Source organism: Marinobacter sp. LV10R510-11A (genome assembly GCF_900215155.1).
Taxonomy (GTDB): Bacteria; Pseudomonadota; Gammaproteobacteria; order Pseudomonadales; family Oleiphilaceae; genus Marinobacter.
This window is the reverse complement of sequence record NZ_LT907980.1, coordinates 371,999-396,792: the sequence shown is the minus strand read 5'-3', so window position 1 is coordinate 396,792 and position 24,794 is coordinate 371,999. Positions and strand designations below refer to the sequence as shown.

The window sequence follows — 24,794 nt, the reverse complement described above, 5'->3', positions numbered from 1 at the left end:
AATATAACTGGAGCAATCTCTTGCAGACTGATGGTAATCGCTTGTGTCGGCTATTGGCACACACACTACTGACCGCCCTTTTGGTGGCCACCTCAATGCTGAGCCATGCGCAGCAGACGCCCGACGATTACTACCGGGCCGAGTTCGTGATTCTGGAGCGCATCATTGACCCAGATGCCGTAAACGAACGCATGATTAACCGAAAGGTCAAGCCACCTGTAGAGACAGATAAGACTCTTTACCGTGTCGCTCAGGGTGGGTCCGTGAGCTCCTCCCTAGAACTCGTTAACCGCAACCAGCTGCATCTTGGCAACGCTGCCAACCGGCTTGAAAGCAGCGGCAAATACCGAGTGCTTATGTCTGCAGGTTGGTACGAGGCCTTCCCGCCCGATTACAAAGGCGAGCCGCTGCGCATCGAGATAGGAGACTGGCTGGAGCAAGCAGACCAGCGAGAGATCGAGGGGAATATCACCATCGATAGGCAGCGTTACCTGCACGTTGCCGTGCACCTGAACCACTGGCAGGAAGGAAAGGTTGCGGCTGCGGCTGCGGCACCAACCACCCTCCCTACAACAGGCGCCGAGCTGAACCTTCAGCCTGAGATACCGCTGGAACTACTGACATGGATTCGGGAGACCCGCAGGATGCGGAGTGAGGAAATCCACTTTTTGGATTCCCCCACCCTTGGGGTTCTCGTGTTCTTCAAGAAGGTTGAGGCAGAGCAGTAAGAGCACCAAGATCGGCCATCGACGCTTCGAGTATATGCCTTACACCAGACATACCTTGCTCGATGGCCGCTTCGATTTCTTCCATGGTAATGATGTGGTCTGACTTCCCGGCGGCCCAGTTGACCACCAGCCCCAAACACACGTATCGCATACCCAGTTCGGCCGCCAGAGCGGCTTCGGGCATGCCGGTCATCCCTACCAGATCACACCCGTCGCGCTCCATACGGCGTATTTCTGCCGCTGTCTCCAGCCTGGGGCCTTGGGTTGCACCGTAAACCCCAAACCCGGCAAACGATACGTTATGGGCTGTAGCGGCCTGCGCCAGAATGTCCCGCGCGGCCTGGTCATAGGGCCAGGTGAAATCAATGTGGGTCACTTTATCCAGATTGCCCTCTAAACTGCCCTCAAAGAAAGTGCTGGGCCTGCCCCAGGTGTAATCAATAATCTGCTCGGGGATGACCACACAGGCGGGGCCCATATCCGGGTGTATCCCGCCTACCGCATTTACTCCAACCACCGTGCGCACGCCAGCGTCGTAAAGCGCTTTTAAGTTCGCCCTGTAGTTCACTTCATGGGGCGGTATCCTGTGAGGATTACCGTGCCGGGACAGGAACACAACAGGCTGGCCATCGAGACGCCCTTCCGTCAACTCAGAGGAAGGTGCCCCCCAGGGTGTTTCCACGGTTCGCGTTCCGGTAATCTCCAGGCCCGCTAGGGTGGTCAGGCCGGTGCCACCAATAATACCTATCGCTCCGCTGATTTCAGACATCAATCGCCATCCCCCTCTCCTTCTCCCGCGTCCAGAGACTGCTCACCCACGTCGCCCGCCTGGGTATCTTGGCGGCGGCTACGTTCGTGCTTGTTGACACTTTTATTACTGCGGGGCGCCTGGTTTCTATCGCTATCCCCTTCGCTTTCAGCTTGCCCGTCGCGACCGTTTTCATGCTCGGAAATACGGCTGTCTTCGTTGAGGTATATAGTTTGCGTTGGGAACGCTATTTCGCCACCGTAACCTACGATAACTTCGCTGATTTTCAGCAGCACGTCCTGCTTCACTTCGTGATACCGAACCCACTGGGTCGTTTTGGTGAAGGCATAAACCATGATATCCAACGATGACTGACTGAACGCCAGAAAAGTCACTATCAACGTTTGCTGGTTATCAATATCTTCATGCTTGTCCAGCATTGAGCGGATGTCTGAAACAATGGTCGCCATCTGGCTGACATCTGCATAACGGATACCGATGTTTTCGTATATACGCCGGTTGGTCATTCGAGAGGGGTTTTCTACTGCGATGGTTGTAAACACGGCATTCGGAACATAGAGAGGCCGCTTGTCAAACGTCCGCATAGTCGTAAGCCGCCATCCGATATTTTCTACAGTACCCTCGATATTGCGATCCGGTGAACGCACCCAGTCTCCGACCTTGAACGGCCGATCCAGATGAATAATAAAGCCGCCGAAAAAGTTGGCCAGCAGGTCCTTGGCCGCAAAAGCCACAGCAATACCACCCACGCCACCAAAGGCAAGCACGCCCGAAATACTAAAGCCCAGCGACTGCAGACTGATCAGCACGGCCGTAATGATCACCACGGCTCGCGAAAGCTTACTGATCGCGTTAATAGTGGTGTAATCCATGGGTTTTTTCATTTTTACCGGAGAGACAAGAATGCTCTCTCCTTCCTTTATTGTCCTGAGCAGGGCCCAGACAAAGATAAAAATGAAGCCGACCTGGAGCACAGTGTCATTGACTTTGAAGATCTCGGCGGATGAGTAGCGATGGGCCACTTCAGCAGCCCAGTACACACCTTGAAGCCAGACAAAAGCCACCACAGGTTTGCGGGCAGCATGCAGCGCTGTGTCATCCCAGAAGTTGCCGGTGCTCGCACATTTTCGTTCCAGCGCACGGATAATATGGCTGGCAATATAGGCAGCTGTGGCCGTGCCGAATACCAGTGCGAACACAACAATACCCACGCGCCATGCCTCAGACAGCAGACCGAAATTCTCGATCCAGCCGTTGAGCACGGACATCATTTCTCCGATCATCGGATTCCTCTAATCAGTGTTGACAATCTGGTGTCAGCGGATAGTAACCGGCATACCCGGCCGGGCAAAGTCAAACAGTTCAACGACATCGGCATTGCGCATGCGAACACACCCATGTGAAAGCGCCAGGCCCATGGGTTCCGTATCGGGGGTACCATGTATGTATATAAATCGACGGAAGGTATCAACGTCGGCACCGCGATTTTTCTCAAGCTCCAGCCCACAAAGCCAAAGGATTCGGCTCAGAATCCAGTCCCGCTCGGGGTGGCTGGCGGCCAGTTCGGGGCTGTATATCTCACCGGTGGGGCGACGGGCTCGGAAAACAGTATTGGCAGGAAGCCCGGCCCCCATCATCGCGCGTATGTAATGCTCGCCCTTTGGAGTACAACCGCTGCCGTTTTGTTCGCCCACGCCGTTCAGTGCAGTGGAAACAGGGTAGCTTGCAACAACACAGCCACTCTCATCCAGCAGAGCAAGGGTCTGATCATGCAGGCTGATGTCAATTGAGCAGGCAGTGCGGTTGTGATGATTCAAAACGGTATGGGCTCCCCCAAGAGTTCAGGAGGAAGCCTAACTGAGAGAGTACAGCTCAGGCAACCGGGATGTTGCTGTTGGCGGGGGAAACCAAGAAGGCGTCTTGGGCTTGCATACCAGCGGCCAGGAATGGCACGAGGCGCGCAGAAATTTCTTGAACAGTCGTCTCCACACCCAGCTTGTTGCGCAGAATGTCCTGCAGAGCATCGCTACTGGACATGGTAAACGCTGTGGCGCCGAGCATAAACTGGATGCGCCAGTACCGATCTACGGCTGAAAGCTGAGGTGTTGCCCCTTTTAACAGGCGCATGAAGCGGCCGAACGGCTGGCTGTATTCCTGCTCCAGAAACTTGCGCAAATGCCCTTGCGACTGGGTATATGCCAGCCCGAGGAGCCGCATGAAAATCGAAATACCCTTTTCATTCCGCTGGGGCATGCGAACAGCACTTTCCGTAAGCGCCCAGAGCGTCTGGTTCAGCGAAGGTGGGCTGCCTTCGCAGCTGGCCTCAAGCTCATCAAACGCGTTTTCAAGAGTCGCTGAAAACGGCGTCAGGAAGCGGCCAAAAACAGCTTGAATCAGCGCATTTTTGGAGCCAAAGTGGTAATTCACAGCGGCCAGATTTACTCTGGCCTTGCTGGTAATCATGCGCAGTGACGTCTCTGAAAAACCTCGCTCAGCAAACAGTTCTTCTGCGGCATTAAGAATTCGGTCAACAGTATCCGACTGGGCCATTTTGTTTTCAGTGCCTCTAGCAAACGTCTGTTTGAAACATACGTTTGACGCACATTTATGTCAAGTTCTGTGCTCTGGTTCCGCCGCGACTGTTTGCCAACCTTGGTCGATGGCGCTCTGATTACCCTCGAAGAAAGCCGTTTGAACCTGACCATAGGCTTTTTCGGCTTCAAGAAGATAAATCAGATAAAGCCTTATATGCTCACGTCGGGACAGCGCTCGAGGCAAAGCCTTCTGCTCCGATAAACGCAACAAACTGCTGAATCGGGCACTCTTCAAAGCGGGGTTGAAATCTGCCATGCGGGCGCATTGCCAAATCAACCCCTCTTTACCCTCAAGGTGCTCAGCATGCTTTCGCGCGTCTCGCATCATGCGCTGGCGTTTGATCAACAGGTCTAGATAAGAAGGCTCCGAGGTATAGACGCCGCGAACCACCGGGATGCCCAGCAATAAAATAATTACAAAAGCGCCGAATCCGCCACCAGCTATCCAGGCAGGTACAAAACCTGTCAGCCCGCTGAGAAATACGATTGCCGCCACTAACGCACTGAACAACCACAAATCCCGGCTACGGCGGGCGGCCGCAACAGTGAAGTTATCGGGCCAATCGTTCATTGCCATCAACTCAAAATCCATCAACAATACACGGTCGCACTGGCGCAACATTAACCTTAGCTTGCGCTGACGGGATTCTGCCGGCACCGGGCCCGATTCTTCATGGCCTTCTTGCTGGGTCGCAAGTGCAAGCGCTGACGGGCTATTTTGGCTTGCGTCCTGCGCAGCCTCTTCGGGCACAGGAACCGGGTCAGCCGCTCGCCCGGGCCGCAATACCGCGCCTTGAGCTGTTCCTGTTAGCGCCTCTGCGGCGTTCTGGTTCTGAGCCATGACAATTCTTCCAGCGCGTTAAAGGGCCTCTATTATTTGAGCTTCACCTACTAGCGTATCGACAGCGCTCGAAATATCTTGAATTTAGCCTTATCCTTTTGCTCCATGCCGCACTTCGCTCCCTCATGAGGCCCGCTTATGTTCACAGGTATTGTCCAAGGTATTGCGATTATTGAAGAGGTTACCGCTGCAACCGGGCTGAGTACTTTTGCAATCCGCTTGCCGGATAACCGTGCAGAGGGCGTCAGCATTGGGGCGTCGGTGGCTGTCAATGGCACCTGCCTGACTGTTACCCGCCAAGCCGGAAACACACTGTTTTTTGATGCCATGCAGGAAACCTTGAGCCTGACAACACTCGGCAGCTTGAAGCCGGGGCACACACTCAACTTTGAACGAGCGGCGCGGATTGGAGATGAGATTGGCGGCCATTTGCTGTCGGGGCACATACACACAACGGCTAATGTGGTGGATATTCTTCGGCCAGAAAACAACGTGACCATTTGGTTTGAAGTTCCGGATCAGTGGGCCCGCTACATCTTTGCCAAAGGCTATATTGCAATCAATGGCGCCAGCCTTACCATTGGCGAGGTTGCAGACAACCGATTCAATGTTCACCTTATTCCCGAAACTCTACGGGCGACAACCTTCGGCGCAATAGAAGAGGGAATGCGGGTCAACATCGAGATCGACAGCCAAACACAAACCATCGTGGATACGTTGGCGCGCCTGGGTTATGACCGCCCTGCTCCACTGCTTTAGCGCGGAGTAGCCATCACTCGTTCCAGGCTTCGAACACCACAAATTTGGGGTTAGCATCTAGCTGACGGACTTGCGAAAAAAAGTGTCGCAAACTTCGGTGGTAACCAAGATGCCGGTTGCCCACCATAAGCAGGCGGCCCGTTTAGGCCAGGTTCTGGGAAGCCTACTCAAAAAGCCTCAAGGCGATATGATCCCCCACCACACCGCCTTCATGAAACGGCGGATTTAACAGGATTCGCTCAAACGGCTCGCTGTCACCTGCAATTCCATCCACATGCACGAACAAAGCTTGGGCATCAGGAAATGCTGCTTCTAGGTTACTGCGAGCACTCAGAACTGCCTGACTGGACACATCACTGAAGGTTATTTCAATGCCCGGTTTCGCGGCCAACGCACTCAGGCCGAGAACACCGTTACCGCAGGCGAGATCCAGCACCCGGGCACCGGGGCGGCAGGACTTAAGAGTGGGCTTTAGGTGGGGCAGCATCAGCCGTGTGCCGATGTCCAGCTTTTCCCGGGCGAATACTGCGGGCATGGCCGAGACGCGAACGCCACTGCCCTCCCCAAGTTCGTAGCCCTTCCAGGTACCGGGCCAGTTGTCTAGCGTGGCTTGGCCGGAGCCACAGGTGATCACGCGCCATACTGGTCGTCTACCACCAGAACCTGGGAATCGGGCGCTGCTTCTAGGCGGCTACAAGATTCCTGCAAGAGCAGTTCGTCGGCGGCGCTCCAGCCACGAAGGCTCAGATCATCGGTTCCGGGGCGGCTCAAGGTCAGGCTACCACCGGGAAAATCCAGTACTGCAGTTGTCCGATCAGGCACCTATTTACCCCGAAAAGCGCGATAAACCGTAAAGCGCCGGTCTTCACGCAGGCGTTCAACGCGGCCGATGTGGCGTTTGATCAAGGACTCGTAAGGCAAAAAACTGTTCGCCACCAGACGCAGTTCGCCACCTGGTTTTAGGTGCCGTTTCACGTCCTGAAGAAACTGCTCGGTCATGGAGGTATCGGTTTTTACACCCGTGTGGAAGGGGGGATTGCTAATTATGCCCGACCAGAGGGCGTCAATGCCCGCGAGGCCGTCTGAGGCGTGAATCGTGCCGGTAACGCGATTGCGTTGGTAGGTTTCCCTTGCGCAGATAACCGCCTGCGCTTGAACATCCACACCGTCAACACTGGCAACGGGCTCCTCTCGCGCTACCTGCTTGGCCTGAAGCCAGGCACCAATAACGCCCGCACCACAGGCAAAGTCCAAAACCCGGTCAGCCCGAACTGGCTGTTCTGCCAGAGTGTCCAGCAGCATGCGCGTGCCATTATCTAAGCCATCTTGGCTGAAGATTCCGGGCAGCCCGGCAACCTCAACGGACATCCCTGCGCACTCCGCGACGCTCCAGGTTAACCAGTCCTGAACCCGAAACCCGGGAGCCGGCTCAATCGCTTGTGCACACCAGACCTGGCAGTGACGTGCGCTATCGACTTTTGCTACCTGCGGAGCAACCGCTTTGAGCTGTTTGATGGCACCAACAATGCCTTCCTTTTTTTCGCCCACCAGTATCAGCCGCGCATTTTCCGATGCCAAAGAGCGAGCAAGCGCTAAGCGCATCTCCAACTCGGCACGGGCCTTGGGCAGAAACACCACAATGCTGTCGTAGGTACCTTCTGCCAGTAGCGCAGGGTCTTCGTAGCCAAAACAGGCCTGCCAGGCTTCATGGCTCTGAAGCGCACGATAAACACCCGCGTGCTCGCTCATGGCAAGGCCGCCTGCAGGAAGCTCTGGCAACAGATGTGCGGATGCAACACCCAGTAATGCCAAGCGACCCGTTAACAGGTGCTGGTTTTTAAGCAACGCCTGATGCGAATTAAGCAAACTGGAAACAGGTAAATTCTGCATGAATTGGATGGTGCCGTTTTGCAGTGAAGGTTAAACTTTTTTCTCGCGACCTGAGCGCACCGGGCGCAATACCAGCTCATCTAAGCTGGTTTGCTTGCTCTGCTCCCAGTCTTTAGCGCCGGAAACCGACAAGCCCATATCCCGGAGTATGCCGTCAGCCACATCGTACACTACGCCGTGCACGTTAAGCTGTTGGCCACGCTTCCAAGCTTCCTGAACGATGCTGTTTTGGCACACGTGCCCTACCTGTTCAACCACGTTTAGTTCACACAAACGGTCAACCTGGTCAAGCTCACTGCTACTGGCATCTAGTACGGACTGATGGAGATCACGCACATCCTGTACATGCCTCAGCCAGTGACTGATCAGCCCAAAACCTTCATTGCGCAGAGCAGCTTTTACACCGCCGCAGCCATAGTGACCTACCACAAGAATATGCTTGACCTTTAACACCTCAATCGCAAATTGCAATACGGAAAGGCAGTTAAAATCTGTATGTACAACAACGTTGGCAACGTTCCGGTGCACGAACAGTTCACCCGGAAGCATATCAACAATCTGGTTGGCCGGCACTCGACTATCGGCACAGCCAATCCACAGATATTCTGGCGCCTGCTGGTTCGAGAGGCGATGGAAGAACTGCGGATCCTCGGCCTTGATGCCATCGGCCCAAGCCCGGTTTTTTTTAAGAATATGGTCAAGTTGACCCATTAACAGACTCCATTTGGTGATTCCCGATCGCAATTGAACGGGAATCACGACTCCAACGCAATACTCAGTTTATCTGGATCATGTCATCAGGTGCGTTTGGCCTGCCTAACGCCTTCAAACATCTTCAGGAACCTTCAGGCTGATACAGCGTACTTTGCGCCAAATCAAGCAACTCACGCAGGGCAACAGAGAACATCGCGTATTCCGGCTCTCCAACGCCCTTGAGCTCCACCAGCATGGACTTCCAACGACCGATCATATGCTCATGCCGCTGCATCCAGCTTTCAACGCACGCAGGTACGTCCTCTGGCTTGTCCGCTAGGTTAAGCACACCCGTGGTCAGTGCACGTTGCTGCCAGCCTAGGTCTTCACGAAAACTTTCCCGCGCCAGTGCCTGCCAGTGTGTTGCAGACGCAAGGCTGGCAATCGTGGTGCCAAACCAGCTGAGATCAAGAAGGTCACCCAGTTCGTAATAAAGATTAGCGACCGTTTTCAGCGGCATTCCCGTTGCCTTCTGAGCTTCAATAATGCCAAGCGACGAGTACAGGTACCCGGTGCCGGCCAAAACCGAAGCCAGATCTGCAGGCAATCCAGCTTTCTCCAGTGCTTTGTTGCGTTCTTCCCAATCGGTGCGGGCCTGCCCTCCTAAGTAGTCTGGCAGGTTAGAAGTCATGGCCCAGACACTGTCGGCAAAGCGCTCCATGTGCCCTTCAATGCTCAGCTCTGCCCGGCGGTTACGCAACAGCCACTGCACGGATCTGCGCATCAAGCGCATGAGATCGCCCATCAGCTCCATCTGCAGTTGTGCCGGAATATGGAAATCCAGATCTTCGATCTTGTCCCACCAGTTGTCTATCCTGAACACATCCCTGGTGATCAACCAAGCCAGAGCAATCGTTGCTGCGTCGGCGCCTGTGGACTGGGTCAGCCGCTCCACAAAGGTAATGCCCATGTGGTTGACCATGTCATTGGCAATCTGTGTGGCGATAATTTCCCTTCTTAGCTGATGCTCGCCGAGCTCTTTAGAGAACTTTTGCGTCAAGTCGCGGGGGAATACTTTGTACATTTCCCGGGCAAGTATCGGATCGTCCGGCAAGCTGCTGTTTATCAGAGTTTGCTTTAGATCTCCTTTCACATAAGCAATCATGACCGCCAGCTCTGGCCGAGTGAGACCTCGTTTGTTCAACTTGCGCTCGTTCAGCACCTCATCATCTGGCAGGAATTCTAGCGCCCGATTCAGCTTGCCTTCACTTTCAAAGGTATTCATCAACCTACGGTATTCTTCTAGGCGTGCTGGTGCGTCCACGTTGGCAATACTGATCGCTTGGGTTTGCCGGTAGTTGTTCTTGAGAACAAGCGCCGCCACATCGCCGGTCATCTCTTCCAGCATAACGTTACGTTGCTTGGCCGTAAGATCTCCCATGGCAACACAGCGATTGAGCAGGATCTTCATATTAACTTCATGATCCGAGCAATCGACACCCCCGGAGTTATCAATAAAGTCGGTATTTAATCGCCCACCCTTAAGGGCAAAGCCAATACGGCCAACCTGGGTCATGCCCAGGTTGGCGCCCTCACCTACAATCTTGCAACGCAAATCCACTCCGTTGATTCGCACACCATCGTTGGCTTTATCACCCACATCACTGTGGGATTCGCCACTGCCTTTTACGTACGTGCCGATACCACCTACCCAGAGCAAATCAACCTGAGCTTTCAGGATATGGGAGATCAGCATATTCGGAGGCACCCGATCAGAATTGATGCCTAGGAGCTTCTTGATTTCCGGGCTGATGGGTATAGATTTAGAGCTTCGGCTGAACACACCGCCGCCCTTCGAGATCAGCTTCTCGTCATAGTCTGTCCACGCCGAGCGCGGCATCTCAAACAGCCGCTTACGTTCTTTGTAGCTCTTAGCCGCATCCGGTGACGGATCCACAAAAATGTGGATGTGGTTAAACGCTGCCACCAACCGGGTTTTCTCGGAGCTCAGCAAGCCATTGCCGAACACATCCCCGGCCATGTCGCCGATACCGATGGCGGTAAACTCGTCCACCGCTGGGTTGATGCCTACTTCGCGGAAATGCCGCTCAACAGACACCCAAGCACCGGAGGCGGTAATGCCCATCTTTTTGTGGTCGTAGCCATTACTACCACCAGAGGCAAACGCATCACCCATCCAGAAACCGTATTCTGCAGCCAAGCCATTGGCAATGTCGGAGAATGTGGCAGTGCCTTTGTCTGCTGCAACCACCAGATAGTGATCATCCGAATCATGGCGAACAACACGCTCGGGCGGTTGAATGCCTGAATCTACTAGGTTGTCGGTAATATCGAGCAGGCCGCGGATAAACATTTTGTAGGCCGCAATGCCTTCCGCTTGGAAAGCTTCGCGATCGGACGAATCCGGCAGCTGTTTGGCGACAAAACCACCCTTGGCGCCCACCGGAACGATCACCGCGTTTTTCACCTGCTGAGCTTTTACAAGGCCCAGCACCTCGGTTCGATAATCCTCAAAACGATCGGACCAGCGCAGACCGCCTCGGGCGACCTTGCCACCGCGCAGGTGGACGCCCTCCACTCGAGGCGAGTATACGAAGATTTCGTACACAGGCCGCGGTAGCGGCATGTCTGGAATTCCGGAAGGATCAAACTTCACACTGATATAAGATTTTGGCCCACCAGCCTCGTCGAGCTGATAGTAGTTAGTGCGCAGCGTGGCCTGCATTAATTCTAGGTACAGGCGCAGAACACGGTCCTCACTGAGGTTTGCCACCTCTTCCAGCCCTGCATTAAATTCGATCTCGAGCTTCTGTTGTGCAGCTTGGCACTTGCCCTCGCTTTGAAAGCGATCAGGATTGAAGCGTACCTCAAAGTACTCCAACAGAATCCGGGTGAGCGCGACGTGGTTGACCAGCGTATTGGAGATAAACGTTTGGCTGTTGGAGAAACGGATTTGGCGCATGTATCGGGCATAGGTGCGCAACAGGGCAATTTCCCGCCAGCTCATGTACGAGGTGATGAGCATCCGGTTAAACGCATCGTTTTCTGCTTCGCCGTACCATACCCGGTGGAACAGCTCCTCAAATATCGGCCGAACCCGATGGATATCAATCACCGTCCCGCCATGGGCGTAGAGAGTAAAATCGTGAATCCAGACGGTTTTGTTATTGCGATCGGTTACCTCAAATGGGTGTTCGCCCAGCACCCGGAAGCCCAAATTGTCGAAAATGGGCATAACATCAGACAACGGCAGCGGCTGGTCGGGATAGAACAGCTTGAAGTGTAGCGTGCTTTCATCTTCCTCCAACGCCCGGTAAAAGCTCATGTTCAAGTCGTTGTCAGTCGACGCGGCGGAAATATGTTCTAGGTCAATCGCGGCGCGACGCGGCGAGAACATTTCAGTGTAACTCGCTGGGAAACCACCGGCCCAACGCCGGTACAGCTCATTCCCCTGCTCTTCACCGCAGGTCTCAGTGAGTGCGCTCGAGAGGCCGTCGCGCCAGGACTGGGCCATCTCGATGACCTTTGCCCGGATCTCGGCAATCGGCAGTGTGCGGTTTTCAACTTGGGGTACACGAATTGTGAATTGGACCCGAGCCAGCACGGATTCCGAGAAGTGTGTAACGAACTCAATGTCTTCGGCTTCCAGGCTATCCATAAGCACCTGTTGCACCTTCAGGCGAAGCTCGGTGTTGTAGATGTCCCTCGGGAAAAACGCGAGGCAGGTAACAAACTGGCCGTAAACATCTTCGCGCATGAACAGCTCAATGCGGCGACGCTCTTGTATGTACAGGATGTTCTTTGCCACCTTCAGCAACTCGCCCTCTTCAATCTGGAACAACTCGTCCCGGGGATAGAGGGTAAGAATTTGTTCCAGCTCCTTGCCGGCATAGTCTTCACGCATGAACCCCGAGCGCTTTATGACATTCTGGAACTTGATTCGAAGCAGCGGAATCTCGTCTGGCCGTTCGTTGTATGCCCGGGCGGTATACAGGCCCAGAAAACGGCGCTCACCAACAACTTCGCCTTTTTTATTGAATTTTTTGACCGCAATATAATCTGGGTACGCAGGGCGATGTACTCTGGAGCGCTGTGCAGATTTGGCAAAAATCAGTAGATCATCCGCGCGGGTCATCTCGTTGCGGGTGCGCTGCGGGAGTTCATTGAGCCGAACCCGATCAGGTCGCTCGTTGTGTACCCGTAATATACCCAACTCGGAATTCTCTACTCGGCTGACGGTCATGCCCGACTTATCTTTAACGAAGTCGTACTCATCATAACCAAGGAAGGTAAAGTGATCGCGCACCAGCCAGTTGAGAAACGCCTTTGCTTCTTCCTTTTTCTCGCTACTGATACCCGCCGTAATGACATCTAGCTCTTTGACAATCTCGTTTACTTTGTCAGTAACCAAAGGGAAATCAGACACGGCAATTCGCACTTCGTGCAATACCGTTTGCAGAGTTTTCTCAAGCTCTCTTAGGTCTTCGGGATTGCTGTGTTTGTCTATTTCCAGAACGATGAACGCTTCATAGGCGGACGACGGCTGGCTTTTTTTGGTCGGCATCAGCTCTTTTAGCTTACCGGCTTTGTCACGTTCCACCCGCAGTATGGAATGCTGGATAGAGTGGGTTCCGATTTCTTGCTGGTTAACGGCGACACGCAGAGAATCAATCAAAAACGGAATATTCGGGTGCAGGATGAACACAACAGTATGAGTAGATTGCCAGCCGTCGCTTTCCAATTCCGGATTGAATACCGACACAGATGTTTCTTCGGCACTGCGCTTTTGCAGAAATTGCCAAGCAGCCAATGCCGCGCCGTAGGTATCCGAGAGCCGCCGACTGAGCAGCTCCTCTAACGGAATATGCGCGTAATGCTGTTTTACAAATTCGCTGATTTTTTCGGCTTCGGCTTTAGCAATCTTTTTGGAGAACTCATCAGTTAAACGCTCGAAAAACTGATCTCTGCTAGCCACTGTCAGCGCATTCATGGGCAACCTCAGGTAGTGTGAAATAAACGTAATCGGGATATCGTGAGATAAGCATAGTCAAACCCTTGATTTTTGCCGGGCAGACGCCAAAACTGCGGCAACTACTTATCACGCATGAGAGTAATCACTTCCAAGAGAGTAATCACTTCCAATGTCGTTACAGCATACGTTCGGTGAGCTACGTTCACAGTTAGCAAAAAGGATTATTGGGCAGGAAAAGCTGGTTGATCGTCTTCTTGTCGCATTGCTTGCCGATGGGCACCTTTTAGTTGAAGGTGCGCCGGGGCTGGCAAAAACCACAGCCATAAAAGTTCTGGCAGATCACCTCATGGGTGACTTTCACCGCATTCAGTTCACACCAGACTTGTTGCCGTCAGACGTTACCGGCAGTGAAATCTACCGTGCTGAAACCGGGCTGTTCGAATTCCAGCGCGGGCCGATTTTCCACAACCTTGTGTTGGCAGATGAAATTAACCGGGCACCCGCAAAAGTACAGTCCGCGTTGTTGGAAGCCATGGGCGAACGCCAGGTTAGCGTGGGTATGCGCACGTTCCCGCTTGATCGCCTGTTCATGGTGATGGCCACCCAGAACCCCATTGAGCAGGAAGGTACCTATCCTCTGCCCGAAGCCCAGCTCGATCGCTTCTTAATGCACGTGGTGATTGGCTACCCGTCGGCACAGGCCGAACAAGCAATTCTGCATTTGGCCAGAAACGATTATCGCCAGGGCCAGCCCGCCGCTGATACTCGCCTGACCGCCGATCAGGTTTTCGAAGCTAGGGCCCAGGCAGCAGATATCTACATGGCTGACTCGGTAGAGCAGTATCTGTTGGCTCTGGTGCTAGCAACCAGAGATCCTGGCGTATTGGATCCGGAGTTGGCACGCTGGACAGCGTTTGGCGCCAGCCCGCGGGGCACCATTGCCCTAGACCGCTGCGCCCGCGCCATTGCGTGGCTAGAGGGCCGGGATTATGTAACCCCAGACGATGTTCGAGCGGTGGCGTTCGACGTACTCCGACACCGTATTCTGCTGACCTTTGAAGCCGAGGCGGAGGGCATAACGTCCGACACAGTGATACAACGCCTGATTGATCGTGTGCCGGTGAGCGCCTGAGGCTCAACATGGATGTAACCGATAGCGATGCAACAACCCACATCAGCCTGCAGGCACTCATTCGCCTGCAGGCTGATGCTAGGGCGCTGAAACTGCCATCGGCACGTCCGGCGCGAGCACGGCAGGCCGGGCTGCAGCAATCTTCCCAGCGCGGGCGCGGGATGGCGTTTTCTGAGGTGCGACTGTACCAGCCGGGAGACGATATCCGCAGCATTGACTGGCGTGTGACTGCCCGGCGCCAGGCACCTCACACCAAACTGTTCGAAGAAGAACGGGAACGCCCGGTGCTACTGCTGTGCGATCTCGGGCCTACCCTGTTCTTTGCCAGCACCGGCGCCTTCAAACAGGTACGCTGTGCCCAGCTTGCCAGCATTCTTGCTTGGCTCGCTCTGTCGGCAGGCGATCAGGTCGGCGGCATTGTTTTTAACGGCAACACCTTGACCGTTCAGCGCCCGGCTCGGCGCAAAAAATCTGTGTTACGGCTGCTGGATACACTTGCCAGCCAACAACGCACGTCTGTGGATAGCTTTGCAGCAGAAACCACCCTTGATACAGCGCTTGTGGAAGCCCGGCGGGTCGCCCATACCGGCAGCCGGATCTTCGTAATCAGCGATTTCCTCAGCCTTTCGGAGAAGACCACATCTTTGCTTGGTGCGCTGGCGCGTCACAATAGTGTCAGTGCACTGCGGGTTGTCGACCCGCTGGAACAGGAGCTGCCGCAGAGCGGGCGCTTTGCCATTGCGGGAGCGGAAGGCCCGGTGTGGTTTGATGCATCCAACAGCAGCTTTCAGCAAGCTTGGCGTGCAAAGATCACCGATCATGAAGCGAAGCTTGAGGAGTGCTTTCGTTTGTCTGGCGTCAGAGCAACAGACGTTTCAACCCAAGAAGCACCGGCTTTAAGCCTTAAATCTATACTCGGGCCAGGGGGGCGAATCGGATGATGCCAGACGATCCCCTAAGTCAACTTCGTGATATTCACTTGCCACAAGCCGGCGGCTTCTGGCCACCGGCTCCGGGTTGGTGGATTCTGGCGCTTGTTATCCTTGTTGCCGTGGCTGCTCTGGTTTGGTTAGCCCGCCGTCGTCACCGCCGAAACCGTTGGCTGAGGTTGGCTAAGGCTGAATTGGCCAGCTTAGAGCACACAGCTGCGAAAGAGCCCCAGTGGTTTACGCAACTCAATGCGCTGCTCAAACGAGTGGCGCGGGAGCGCTACCCGAATGAACACCCTGAAGCGCAATCTGGCGAGCAATGGGCCGCTTGCCTTTTACGCCACCTCCCTGATGGCCGCATTGCCCAGCAGCCGATTGTGAATGCGCTGGTGAACAGCGCCTGGCAGCCGACACCAACGGCCGAACCCGCACAATCCCTAGATTTCGCGCGAACCTGGCTGGAGGCACAAAAATGCTGAGCCTGGCCTACCCTTGGGTGCTGGTGCTGTTTTTGGTACCCCTGCTTTTGCAATGGAAAAAACCCGCCGTACATACCGTGGATGCTCCGGTGTTCCCGATTGGACACTGGCTATCGGACCTGCCCGGCGTTACCCGCCAGGGCAATGGTGTGCCTCGCTGGCAAACTCTTGTGCTACTAATGGCTTGGGCATTACTGGTGGCGGCAATGGCACGACCGCAGCATGTGGGCGAGCAGGTTCAAATGCCCGTGTCTGGGCGCGATCTAATGCTGGTAGTGGATATTTCACCCAGCATGGAAGAGCAGGACATGATCATTCAGGGCCGAAGCATTAACCGCTTGCAGGCCGTTAAAAGAGTGCTGAATGAATTCATTGCCCGCCGGGAGGGAGACCGGCTCGGCCTCATACTGTTCGGCACAGAACCCTATGTTCAGGCGCCCCTGACATTTGATCTCGCAACCCTTGAGACGCTTTTGCAGGAAGCCGGTATCGGCATGGCCGGGCGAGCAACCGCTATAGGTGATGCGGTTGGTTTGGCCACCAAGCGTTTAAGAGACAGGCCCCAGCAGCAGCGGGTGGTGGTATTGCTAACAGATGGCGCCAACACCGCCGGTGAGATCACTCCCGATAAGGCCACAGAGATAGCCGCAGCCGCAAGTGTCCGGCTCTATACCATCGGCATTGGTGCGGAATCGATGATCCAGCGAGGGCTGCTCGGATCACGGCGAGTAAACCCCTCGAGGGATCTGGATGAAAACCTGCTGACCCGAATGGCCCAACAAACCGGCGGCGAGTATTTTCGCGCCCGTAGCCTGCCAGAGCTGGAGCTGATTTACGAAACCATCAACCAACTCGAACCCATTGAGCTGGATGGTAAGTTTTACCGCCCGGTTACCGATCTTTTCTTTTGGCCTGCAGGCATAGCCGCTGCACTCTGGCTAAGCCTTTTTCTTTTCCGGCGGGCGCGTGAACAATGACTGACTTTCACTTCCTTCGCCCGCTCTGGCTTCTGCTATTGCTGATTGTGCCCGTGCTTTACTTGGCACTGAAACGCAAAGGTTCTGGTGACAGCGGTTGGTCTAGCTTAATCCCTGACCAGTTTTTGTCCCCGGTCATCCGGCGATATGGCAGCGCTTTAAAAAAACGCGGATCACGGCTCTTCCCGGCAATCAGCGCCGTTTTCATCCTGGCTGTCGCTCTTGCCGGGCCAGCCTGGCGTGAAGCGCCCACGCCCCTGAAAAAACCGGGAGACAGCCTGGTGATTGTGCTCGACCTGTCGTTGTCCATGCTGGCAACGGATCTGGAGCCAGATCGCCTTACCCGGGCAAAACGCAAGATTCGAGATATCCTAACGATTCGTGAAGGCAGCCTCACTGGGTTGGTTGTGTATTCCGGCGATGCGCACGTGGTGACACCCCTGACAGACGACAGCAACACACTGACAGGTATGCTCAACGTACTCGAGCCCGTGATCATGCCGGTTCAAGGCAACCGCTCCGACCTGGCTATTGCGAAGGCCCGCACTCTTCTGGAACGCGGCGCTCCGGGCAAAGGGCGCATTCTGTTGATTACAGATGGCGTGTCAGATCGCTACATGGGGCCGATTAACGATGCGCTAACGGGTACCGGCTTTGCACTGAGCACTTTGGCGGCAGGGACCCGTGATGGCGGCCCTATTCCCCTTGCACGGCGTGGTTTCATCCGGGATAACGGCAATATTGTCATAGTGCGCACCGACCCGGACATGCTCGCAAAGATTGCCCGCAAAAATGGCGGCAAAAGCCATGAACTGACACTGGATGCCAGCGACATAGCTACCCTGAACCTAAGCCCCATTGACTCAGACGAGTGGCAAGACACAGACACCGGGCTCACCATCAACCGCTGGACAGACGACGGCTACTGGCTGCTATGGCTGGCTCTGCCGCTGCTATTGCTGGGCTGGCGCCGGGGAGCATTTACCGCAATGGCGTTGATTCTTTTACCCGCCATGCCACAGCCGGTCGCAGCCATGGACTGGGACAGCCTTTGGCAACGCGAGGATCAGAGGGCAGCGGAGCTGATTCGTGAAGATCCCGGAGCGGCCGCAACGATACTCGAATCATCAGAATGGCGGGGTTCCGCGCTTTACAGAGCCGAGCGCTATGATGAAGCCGCCAGTGCGTTTGCGGGAAAACCGTCGCCCTTGGCTGATTATAATCGCGGCAACGCCTTAGCCCGGGCCGACAAGCTGAAAGAAGCCGTTAAGGCCTATGACAGCGCTCTGGATCGCAACCCGGATATGGAGGACGCCCGGGTAAACCGACAACTGGTGGAAGACTTACTCAAACAACAAAAAAAAGATTCCAGCCAAGATCAGGGCGACGGCGATCAGAGCTCTTCCGATTCAAGCGAGGATAGCAGCCAACAGCAGGGGGACAGTTCCGATCCGTCCGGCAAAAATCAGAGCCAGGACGGCTCTCAGGGCTCCGAAAACTCCCAGGACTCGCAAAAACCTGATGGGGAATCTGAGCAGTCCCAAGATAATTCCCAAGAACAGGGGCAAAACGGGGCGCAAGAGGAATCTGGCGAGGAGCAATCTGAGGATTCCCCGGAAAACAGCGGTGCAAATGCGCAGGCCTCGGGGGCAGAGCCTGGCAGCGAAGAAGTCCAGGCACCCGCCTCGGTATCCGAAACACCTCTGACTCAAAGCCAAGAACAATCACTGCGGCGGATTCCTGATAATCCCGGCGGCCTTTTACAGAGAAAATTCCTGCAGCAATATCAGGAACGCCAGACACCATCCGATGAGGGCGATACACCATGGTAAAACGGCTGATCATTTCCACAATCTGGCCGGCGGTTTTGGCGGTTCTGATGGCTCTGTGTGTGCCTGCCCAGGCTGGCGAACTCACGGCGGAGCCGGACAGAACCCAGCTATATGAAGGCGAGGTGTTAACACTTACCGTGAAGGGCACCACAAAGATCGATATCAACCTGAGCAATCTATTTGATTTTGATATCTCAAGCCTACCCTCGCCGGATATTGAAAAGGTGTCTCCAAACTTTGACATACTGGCCCGCAACCAGCGCTATAGCATTCGCACCGTAAACGGCGACATGGTTGGAGAAATCACGTGGATCTACCAGCTTGCGCCCACATCAACTGGCGAGCTCACCATCCCTGCCCTCACCTTCAAGGATTCTGTGTCCAGCCCGGTAACCATCGAGGTAGTGGACGGCAACCCTCCGGATCAGGCGAACGCTAACCGAAACAGTTTCATTGAACTGACGACCGACAAAGCAGAAGTCTACGTTCAAGAGCAGCTTATTCTGACCGTGCGGCTGTTTTTTCGGGGTAACCTTATACGCGGCGAGCTGTCCGACCCTGAACACCCCAACGCCATCATAGAAACCCTGGGAAAGCAGAATGAGTCTTCCCGCCTGCGCGATGGTGTGCGCTATCGAGTGGTGGAACGACGTTATGCGGTGTTTCCACAAAAGTCTGGCACATTGAACCTGCCCGCCATTCGTTTTGAGGGCCAGGCGAGGGATGCTGACGGTTCGCTTAAGTTCCTGCGGGACAGCGCACAACTGTTTGAGGTGCAGGTGAACGATGTGCCTGCAGCGTTCAGCGGCTCAACCTGGCTCCCGGCGACCAGTCTTACGCTAGCTGAGGCGGGCATGCCGCCAACACTTAATTTGAAGACCGGCGACAACCTCACACGTACTCTTAGCCTGCAGGCCATCGGCTTACCTTCAGAAGCCCTGCCGCCCCTGCCCGATGCTGTTCCGGACGGGCTTCGCAGCTATCCCGAGAATCCACAAAGGGACACCAATGTCGGCCCCGATGGTATTACGTCGACTCTTACACAAACCAGAGCGCTGGTTCCGGTGGAAGCGGGCAGCCTCACTCTCCCCGCAATTCGTATTCCCTGGTGGGATACCGTGTCGAACAGCGAAAAAGTAGCTATTATCCCCGCGCAAACCCTGAACATAACCGGTGTGCGCAGTGACAAAAATAGTGAAGCGAGTAATGAAAATAATGCAGCTGTGCCTATAGCGGGCTCAAACGATAGCCAGAGCACGCCACCGGGAACCGGCAGCCAAGAGAGTGCCGCCAACGCTGAAGGTACAACCGCCAACAGTAACTTCTGGCAGTGGGTTAGTCTTACGCTGGCTGGCATCTGGGCGTTGACCATGCTGGTTTGGTGGCGAACCCGTAAAATGGCATCCGAGCCGTCGGCCAGTGGTAACTCATCAGATGTCAGGGACGAAAGATCAGCATTCGAGCAACTGCTTAATGCTGCAAAGCAGGGCCGTGTTTCCACACCCGGGCGGTTCGTAAGCTGGGCCAATTTACGCCTGCCTGGCCAAGATTTCAGCGCTGCAGGGGACGTTTTCCGTGTATTCCCAGAGCCACATCTGGAAAGGGAGCTCAACAAACTGCAGGCGCACCTTTTCAGCCGGGGCCATGCCGGTAGCGACAGGTGGGACGGCCGCGTTTTGATCTTAGCACTCAAGCAAGCCCGAGAAGGCATGGCAAACGCGTCTTCAGAAGCGGGCTTGCCGCCGCTCTACCCCGACAATCTTTCGGTGTCGGGATAGGTTTAGCGCCTCAGTCGATCAACTGCTGGTCAATAACCAGTGCTACCGGCGAACCCTGGTCTTCGGAAACTGCAATGGGCGAATCTGTGCTGCCCTGCCAATCTCCAGGCTGAGCATTAATATTGCCTGAACGTGTCAGCCGTGCAGTCACAACCACTTCTTCTACGCCGGATATCACCGCTTGCGGCGCCATGGCATGGCTGTCGTCCAACCGGATCTCAATGGGCAAATCGCCAGCGGTTAACCTAACAACGGCCAAGGGCGGGCCTTGCTGAATATTGGCCGCACGGGCAAAAAGGAACAACGTGGTATCTGCGGGAACATCCTTTTGGAAGGCGTCATCAAGAGCCACCCGAACGGTTACGCCCACACTCTGTGCTTCCAAACCGTCATTCGGAGCTGGAAAAGCAGGCTTTGCTGCAGGCGGCTGCTCGCCAAGACGCGTGTATGCTTCTTTTATGCCGCCCTGAATAGAAGCCAGCTGCGGATGGTCAGGCGCTACTGTTTGAACGCGCTCCCAGTAACGGATTGCCTCACGATAGTTGTTTTGGCTAAATGCGTGAATTCCAAGCAGCCCAAGCGAGTTAACCTCATCAGGGTTCAACGCCCTCGCCTCTTCAATCGCAGACGTTACCTTTTCGGTCATCGCGCCCTGGCTCCGGAAAAACTGTGCTTGAGCCGCCAAGCCCAGGGCGACCGCCCGGGATTCATCATCAGAGCTGACGCTATCAGCCAGCTTACGGAATGCCCAGGCTGCATCGTCATGCCGTTCCAGGCGCATATAGGTCTGGCCCAACATAGCCCAGCCATCTGGGTTGTCCGGGCTTGCTTCAAGCCGTTCACGCAGTTGCTGCGTCAGTTCATTCATTTGCGCGGACCGAGCATCATCCGAGCTGCCCAGCTCCTGCATAGCAACGAACGCTTCAACGCTGTCCATCGACCCCCACTCTTCGTAGAGCAGAACCGTGGCCGCAGGAATCACGAGTATTGAGAACAGCGCAACCGCCATGGCGGCTTTGCGACCTGGTACCGTTTTGGCAGGGGCTTCGTTATCCGGGACATCATCCAGCATGGCGCCAGCAAGCTCATCCCGAAGTTGCCGGTGGCTTTCTTTATCGATGATTCCTGCTTGGTGCTCTTTTTCCAGCTCCGCCATCCGGCTGCGATAGGCCATCAGGTTCTGGTTTCTGAGATCTGTCTGCTGTCGGGCGCCCCGACGGTGGAACATCACGGGGTAGAGTACAAATGCCAAGGCAATAATGATCAGTACCGTTGCGGCAATCCAGAAAGTTTCAGTCATGGAGATATCATCACAGGTTCAAAAATGAATAGAGCAGTGCAGATCAGGCGTTGCCGTTCTGATTTTTTTCCACAAGCATTTTATCAATCCGGGCTTGCTCTTCGGTGCTCAGCTCCGGCGCTGCTATGCCGGCCCTGCGGGAGCGTACAACAACGCCGCCGACCACAAGAAGGCCGCCCAGAACCGCAATCGCAGGTGTGGCCCAGAGCAAGAAGGTACGGCTGTCTAGGTCAGGCTTGTATTTCACAAACTCGCCAAAGCGGCCCACCAGAGATTCGACTATTTCGTCGTTGCTGGAGCCATCGAGCATCATCTGGTAGACAGCCGTTCTCATATCTTTGGAAATAGGCGAATTTGAGTCCGCAATATTCTGGTTCTGGCACTTGGGGCACCGCAGTTCCGAAATAAGATTTTGGTAACGCTGCTCTTCGCTGCGGCTTTCAAAATCGTAAACAGCAGCCACATCCGCAACGGCCAATCCAGATGCCGCTAAGGCTATGAACAAACACATAACGCGGAGCATCAGCCGTTCTCCCGCGCTTCGTTAATCACCGGCAACAGAACCTGCTCCCATACCTCATTGTTCACAACGCCCACATGGCGATAGCGCACAATACCGGCGGCATCGATTACAAAGGTTTCCGGTGCGCCGTAAACGCCCAGATCAAAACCCAGCGTGCCTTTGGGGTCGTAGATAATTGTGCGGTATGGATCGCCCAGCCTATCCAGCCAGATCAGCGCATCGTCGCGGCTGTCTTTGTAGTTCAGCCCAATGATCGCGACCTTCTTTTCCCGGGCAAGCCACATGAGGTCATCATGTTCATCGCGGCATGAGGGACACCAGGTGCCCCAAACGTTCAGCAGCGTAATCTCGCCGCTGAAAAGGCGCTCGTCCAACGTGCTATCGGGATTTTTCAGATCCTTAAGGCTGAATGCTGGAACCTGCTTTCCTACCAGCGCGGAGTCGAGCTTAGTCGGATCTTTGCCAATGCCGGCAAACAGAACAACACCCACTACGATGGCCACCAACAAGGGAAGGAACAGCAAAACCCGCTTCATGAAACCGCTCCGGCTGTGCCCTGTGCATCTTTCTGCGCAGGTGGCATTTTGGTTGAAGGTACCGAGGAGGGCTCAGTAACCCGCTCACGGATCCTGTAGCGACGATCTGATATCGCAAGAAAGCCGCCGGCAGCCATAAACAGAGCCCCAAGCCAAAGCCAGCGGATCAAAGGTTTGTACTGGAGCCGGATAGCCCAAGCGTCATCAGAAATCCGCTCACCCACGGCAACAAAGATATCCCGGAACAGGCCGCCGTCAATATCCGCTTCAGTCATAACGCTCATGCCAACCGCGTACTGGCGCTTTTCAGGGTGCAGTTCAGCAACAAGCTTTCCGTCTCGCATGACATCAAAGCTGCCGTACTGCGCCGTGAAGTTCTTGCCCTGCCGCTCACCGATACCCTTAAAGAGAAACTGATAGTCGCCCACTTCGGCAATATCGCCGGGCACCATGCGCACATCACGTTCGATGCCGTAGTTCGATACAACCGTTGCGCCGGCCATGGTGATGGCTAGGCCAAGATGCCCCAGCACCATGCCGTAGTAACTGCGAGATTGGCGCTTGAGACCATGGATACGCCCTTTTCTGGAGGAGGATTTGTCCCACAGATCCCAAAACGTTGCCGTGGTTACCCAAACAGACGCAAACACGCCAAGAAATGCCCAGGGTGTGAAGCCGCCATAACCAACCATAACAGCCGTGCTGATCAGCACACTCGCCGCCAGTGGCCACAACAGCTTGCGCGCAAGCCAACCGGCATCGGTCTTCTTCCAGCGAGAAAATATGCCGACGCCCATCAGAAGGCCGGCCGCCACTGCAAGCGGGCTGAAGGTGAGGTTAAAGAACGGCTCGCCGATGGAGATTTTCCCCAGATCGAAGAAATCGAGAACCAGCGGGTACAGGGTGCCTACCGCTACCAGCAGCGTTGCAGAAACCAGCAACACGTTGTTTAGCAGCAAGAATATTTCCCGGGACAGTGAGCCGTAGCGTGAGCGTACGTGAACAACCGGCGCTCTGAACGCGTAAAGCACCAAGCTTGCAATAATAGTGACTGCCAGCAGCGCCAGCAAAAAGGTGCCGCGCTCTGGATCCGATGCAAAGGCATGAACTGAGGTAAGCACACCAGACCGAACTAGAAAGGTACCCAGCAGGCTCAGCGAAAAGGTGACAATCGCCAGCAGTACCGTCCAACTTTTGAACACACCGCGTTTTTCTGTTACTGCCAGTGAGTGCATCAGGGCCGTACCAGACAGCCACGGCAACAAGGAGGCGTTTTCAACCGGATCCCAGAACCACCAGCCACCCCAGCCAAGCTCGTAGTATGCCCACCAGCTTCCCAGGGCAATACCAACGGATAGAAATGCCCAGGCCACGGTTGTCCAAGGCCGTGACCATCTGGCCCATGCCGCGTCCAAGCGGCCATTGATCAGTGCAGCAATGGCAAACGCAAACGCCACCGCAAAGCCGACATAGCCCATGTAAAGCAGGGGTGGGTGAACGATCAACCCAAAGTCCTGCAGCAGCGGGTTCAAGTCCGCCCCGTCAGCCGGCACATTGGGCAGCAAACGGCCAAACGGGTTTGATGTAACTACAATAAAGAGCATGAACCCGACACTGACCATACCGAGAACTGACAACACCTGCGAAATCATCACAGAGGGTAAGCGGCGGCTGAAAATGGCGACGGCCAGGGTCCAGCCCGTCAGCATCAGTATCCAAAGCAGCAGTGAACCCTCATGGCCGCCCCATACGGCACTGAACTTGTAGTACCAGGGCAGCATGCTGTTGCTGTTGTTGGCAACGTAGGCAACGGAGAAATCGTCAGTTAAAAACGCGTGGGCAAGCACAGCAAAAGCCAACGCGACAAACACGAACATGCCCGCCGCCAAGGGCCTGGCAAACGCCTGAAGGTTGTCCCGCCCGGTGAGCGAGCCAACAAGGGGTACAACCGAAAGAAGCACTGCCAGCAACAGCGAAAGTATCAGTGCAAGCTGTCCGAGTTCGGGATACATCAAAGCTCTCCAGGAGTCAGGCTGTTGAT

Annotated in this window: 21 protein-coding genes and 1 pseudogene; 8 read left to right on the top strand and 14 right to left on the bottom strand. The window is 55.1% G+C overall.

The window, feature by feature from the left end; genetic code table 11:
* The first annotated feature begins 20 nt into the window (after nucleotides 1-20).
* Nucleotides 21-728: a CsiV family protein gene (locus CPH80_RS02005; RefSeq protein WP_227520319.1), complete on the top strand. Its 708-nt coding sequence runs from the start codon at nucleotides 21-23 to the stop codon at nucleotides 726-728.
* Here the strand turns inward: CPH80_RS02005 and CPH80_RS02000 are convergent.
* The 5 genes from CPH80_RS02000 to CPH80_RS01980 form a co-directional block, all read right to left on the bottom strand.
* Complete coding sequence (locus CPH80_RS02000) at nucleotides 703-1,497, bottom strand: S-methyl-5'-thioinosine phosphorylase (RefSeq protein WP_096275372.1); 795 nt, start codon at nucleotides 1,495-1,497, stop codon at nucleotides 703-705. The two genes, CPH80_RS02005 and CPH80_RS02000, sit on opposite strands and share 26 nt — an antisense overlap.
* The gene (locus CPH80_RS01995; RefSeq protein WP_096275371.1) at nucleotides 1,497-2,780 is read right to left on the bottom strand and encodes a mechanosensitive ion channel family protein; all 1,284 of its coding nucleotides are present in this window, start codon (nucleotides 2,778-2,780) and stop codon (nucleotides 1,497-1,499) included. Before CPH80_RS01995 ends, CPH80_RS02000 begins: the two co-directional genes overlap by 1 nt.
* Nucleotides 2,781-2,813: 33 nt before the next feature.
* The gene (locus CPH80_RS01990) at nucleotides 2,814-3,278 is read right to left on the bottom strand and encodes a L,D-transpeptidase family protein (protein ID WP_413772282.1); all 465 of its coding nucleotides are present in this window, start codon (nucleotides 3,276-3,278) and stop codon (nucleotides 2,814-2,816) included.
* A 91-nt stretch (nucleotides 3,279-3,369) separates the two neighbouring features.
* Nucleotides 3,370-4,047, bottom strand: coding sequence for a TetR/AcrR family transcriptional regulator (locus CPH80_RS01985; RefSeq protein WP_096275369.1), 678 nt, complete (start codon nucleotides 4,045-4,047; stop codon nucleotides 3,370-3,372).
* Between the two features lie 60 nt (nucleotides 4,048-4,107).
* Nucleotides 4,108-4,932, bottom strand: coding sequence for a hypothetical protein (locus CPH80_RS01980; protein ID WP_096275368.1), 825 nt, complete (start codon nucleotides 4,930-4,932; stop codon nucleotides 4,108-4,110).
* A 138-nt stretch (nucleotides 4,933-5,070) separates the two neighbouring features.
* Here CPH80_RS01980 and CPH80_RS01975 point away from each other — a divergent pair, with 138 nt between their 5' ends.
* Complete coding sequence (locus CPH80_RS01975; protein WP_096275367.1) at nucleotides 5,071-5,691, top strand: riboflavin synthase subunit alpha; 621 nt, start codon at nucleotides 5,071-5,073, stop codon at nucleotides 5,689-5,691.
* A 13-nt stretch (nucleotides 5,692-5,704) separates the two neighbouring features.
* On the opposite strand, the pseudogene CPH80_RS22225 reads toward CPH80_RS01975, so the two are convergent.
* The 5 genes and pseudogenes from CPH80_RS22225 to CPH80_RS01955 form a co-directional block, all read right to left on the bottom strand.
* Nucleotides 5,705-6,226: pseudogene (locus CPH80_RS22225) on the bottom strand (class I SAM-dependent methyltransferase).
* A 95-nt stretch (nucleotides 6,227-6,321) separates the two neighbouring features.
* Nucleotides 6,322-6,513 (bottom strand): hypothetical protein, encoded by a 192-nt coding sequence (locus CPH80_RS22220; RefSeq protein ID WP_227520317.1) that lies wholly within the window; start codon nucleotides 6,511-6,513, stop codon nucleotides 6,322-6,324.
* Nucleotides 6,514-7,581, bottom strand: coding sequence for a class I SAM-dependent methyltransferase (locus CPH80_RS01965; protein ID WP_096275366.1), 1,068 nt, complete (start codon nucleotides 7,579-7,581; stop codon nucleotides 6,514-6,516).
* Between the two features lie 30 nt (nucleotides 7,582-7,611).
* The gene (gene can / locus CPH80_RS01960) at nucleotides 7,612-8,292 is read right to left on the bottom strand and encodes a carbonate dehydratase (protein WP_096275365.1); all 681 of its coding nucleotides are present in this window, start codon (nucleotides 8,290-8,292) and stop codon (nucleotides 7,612-7,614) included.
* Between the two features lie 124 nt (nucleotides 8,293-8,416).
* Nucleotides 8,417-13,285, bottom strand: a complete 4,869-nt coding sequence (locus tag CPH80_RS01955) for an NAD-glutamate dehydrogenase (protein ID WP_096275364.1) — start codon at nucleotides 13,283-13,285, stop codon at nucleotides 8,417-8,419.
* 151 nt (nucleotides 13,286-13,436) lie between these two features.
* Between CPH80_RS01955 and CPH80_RS01950 the strand changes: the two genes are divergently transcribed.
* From CPH80_RS01950 to CPH80_RS01925, 6 genes are read left to right on the top strand one after another with little or no spacing between them, the layout of a single operon-like run.
* Nucleotides 13,437-14,399: an AAA family ATPase gene (locus tag CPH80_RS01950; protein WP_096275363.1), complete on the top strand. Its 963-nt coding sequence runs from the start codon at nucleotides 13,437-13,439 to the stop codon at nucleotides 14,397-14,399.
* Nucleotides 14,400-14,407: 8 nt separating this feature from the next.
* Nucleotides 14,408-15,340: a DUF58 domain-containing protein gene (locus CPH80_RS01945; protein WP_096275362.1), complete on the top strand. Its 933-nt coding sequence runs from the start codon at nucleotides 14,408-14,410 to the stop codon at nucleotides 15,338-15,340.
* On the top strand, nucleotides 15,337-15,807 hold the full coding sequence (locus CPH80_RS01940; protein WP_096275361.1) for a DUF4381 domain-containing protein: 471 nt from the start codon (nucleotides 15,337-15,339) through the stop codon (nucleotides 15,805-15,807). Before CPH80_RS01945 ends, CPH80_RS01940 begins: the two co-directional genes overlap by 4 nt.
* Nucleotides 15,801-16,784 carry a vWA domain-containing protein gene (locus CPH80_RS01935; RefSeq protein WP_096275360.1) on the top strand — a complete coding sequence of 328 codons (984 nt, stop codon included), beginning with the start codon at nucleotides 15,801-15,803 and terminating at the stop codon, nucleotides 16,782-16,784. Before CPH80_RS01940 ends, CPH80_RS01935 begins: the two co-directional genes overlap by 7 nt.
* Nucleotides 16,781-18,616, top strand: a complete 1,836-nt coding sequence (locus CPH80_RS01930; protein WP_096275359.1) for a VWA domain-containing protein — start codon at nucleotides 16,781-16,783, stop codon at nucleotides 18,614-18,616. The genes CPH80_RS01935 and CPH80_RS01930 overlap by 4 nt, the downstream gene beginning before the upstream one ends.
* On the top strand, nucleotides 18,610-20,394 hold the full coding sequence (locus CPH80_RS01925) for a BatD family protein (protein ID WP_096275358.1): 1,785 nt from the start codon (nucleotides 18,610-18,612) through the stop codon (nucleotides 20,392-20,394). Before CPH80_RS01930 ends, CPH80_RS01925 begins: the two co-directional genes overlap by 7 nt.
* A gap of 10 nt (nucleotides 20,395-20,404) precedes the next feature.
* Here the strand turns inward: CPH80_RS01925 and ccmI are convergent, their stop codons facing one another.
* Genes ccmI through CPH80_RS01905 form a run of 4 tightly spaced genes read right to left on the bottom strand, consistent with a single transcriptional unit; the run spans nucleotide 20,405 to nucleotide 24,765 of the window.
* Nucleotides 20,405-21,694: a c-type cytochrome biogenesis protein CcmI gene (gene ccmI / locus CPH80_RS01920; protein WP_096275357.1), complete on the bottom strand. Its 1,290-nt coding sequence runs from the start codon at nucleotides 21,692-21,694 to the stop codon at nucleotides 20,405-20,407.
* A gap of 43 nt (nucleotides 21,695-21,737) precedes the next feature.
* The gene (locus CPH80_RS01915) at nucleotides 21,738-22,217 is read right to left on the bottom strand and encodes a cytochrome c-type biogenesis protein (RefSeq protein WP_172898577.1); all 480 of its coding nucleotides are present in this window, start codon (nucleotides 22,215-22,217) and stop codon (nucleotides 21,738-21,740) included.
* The gene (locus CPH80_RS01910; RefSeq protein WP_096275356.1) at nucleotides 22,217-22,753 is read right to left on the bottom strand and encodes a DsbE family thiol:disulfide interchange protein; all 537 of its coding nucleotides are present in this window, start codon (nucleotides 22,751-22,753) and stop codon (nucleotides 22,217-22,219) included. The genes CPH80_RS01915 and CPH80_RS01910 overlap by 1 nt, the downstream gene beginning before the upstream one ends.
* Entirely contained in the window at nucleotides 22,750-24,765 is a 2,016-nt protein-coding gene (locus tag CPH80_RS01905; RefSeq protein ID WP_197703593.1) for a heme lyase CcmF/NrfE family subunit, read from the bottom strand. The genes CPH80_RS01910 and CPH80_RS01905 overlap by 4 nt, the downstream gene beginning before the upstream one ends.
* Between the last annotated feature and the right edge of the window lie 29 nt (nucleotides 24,766-24,794).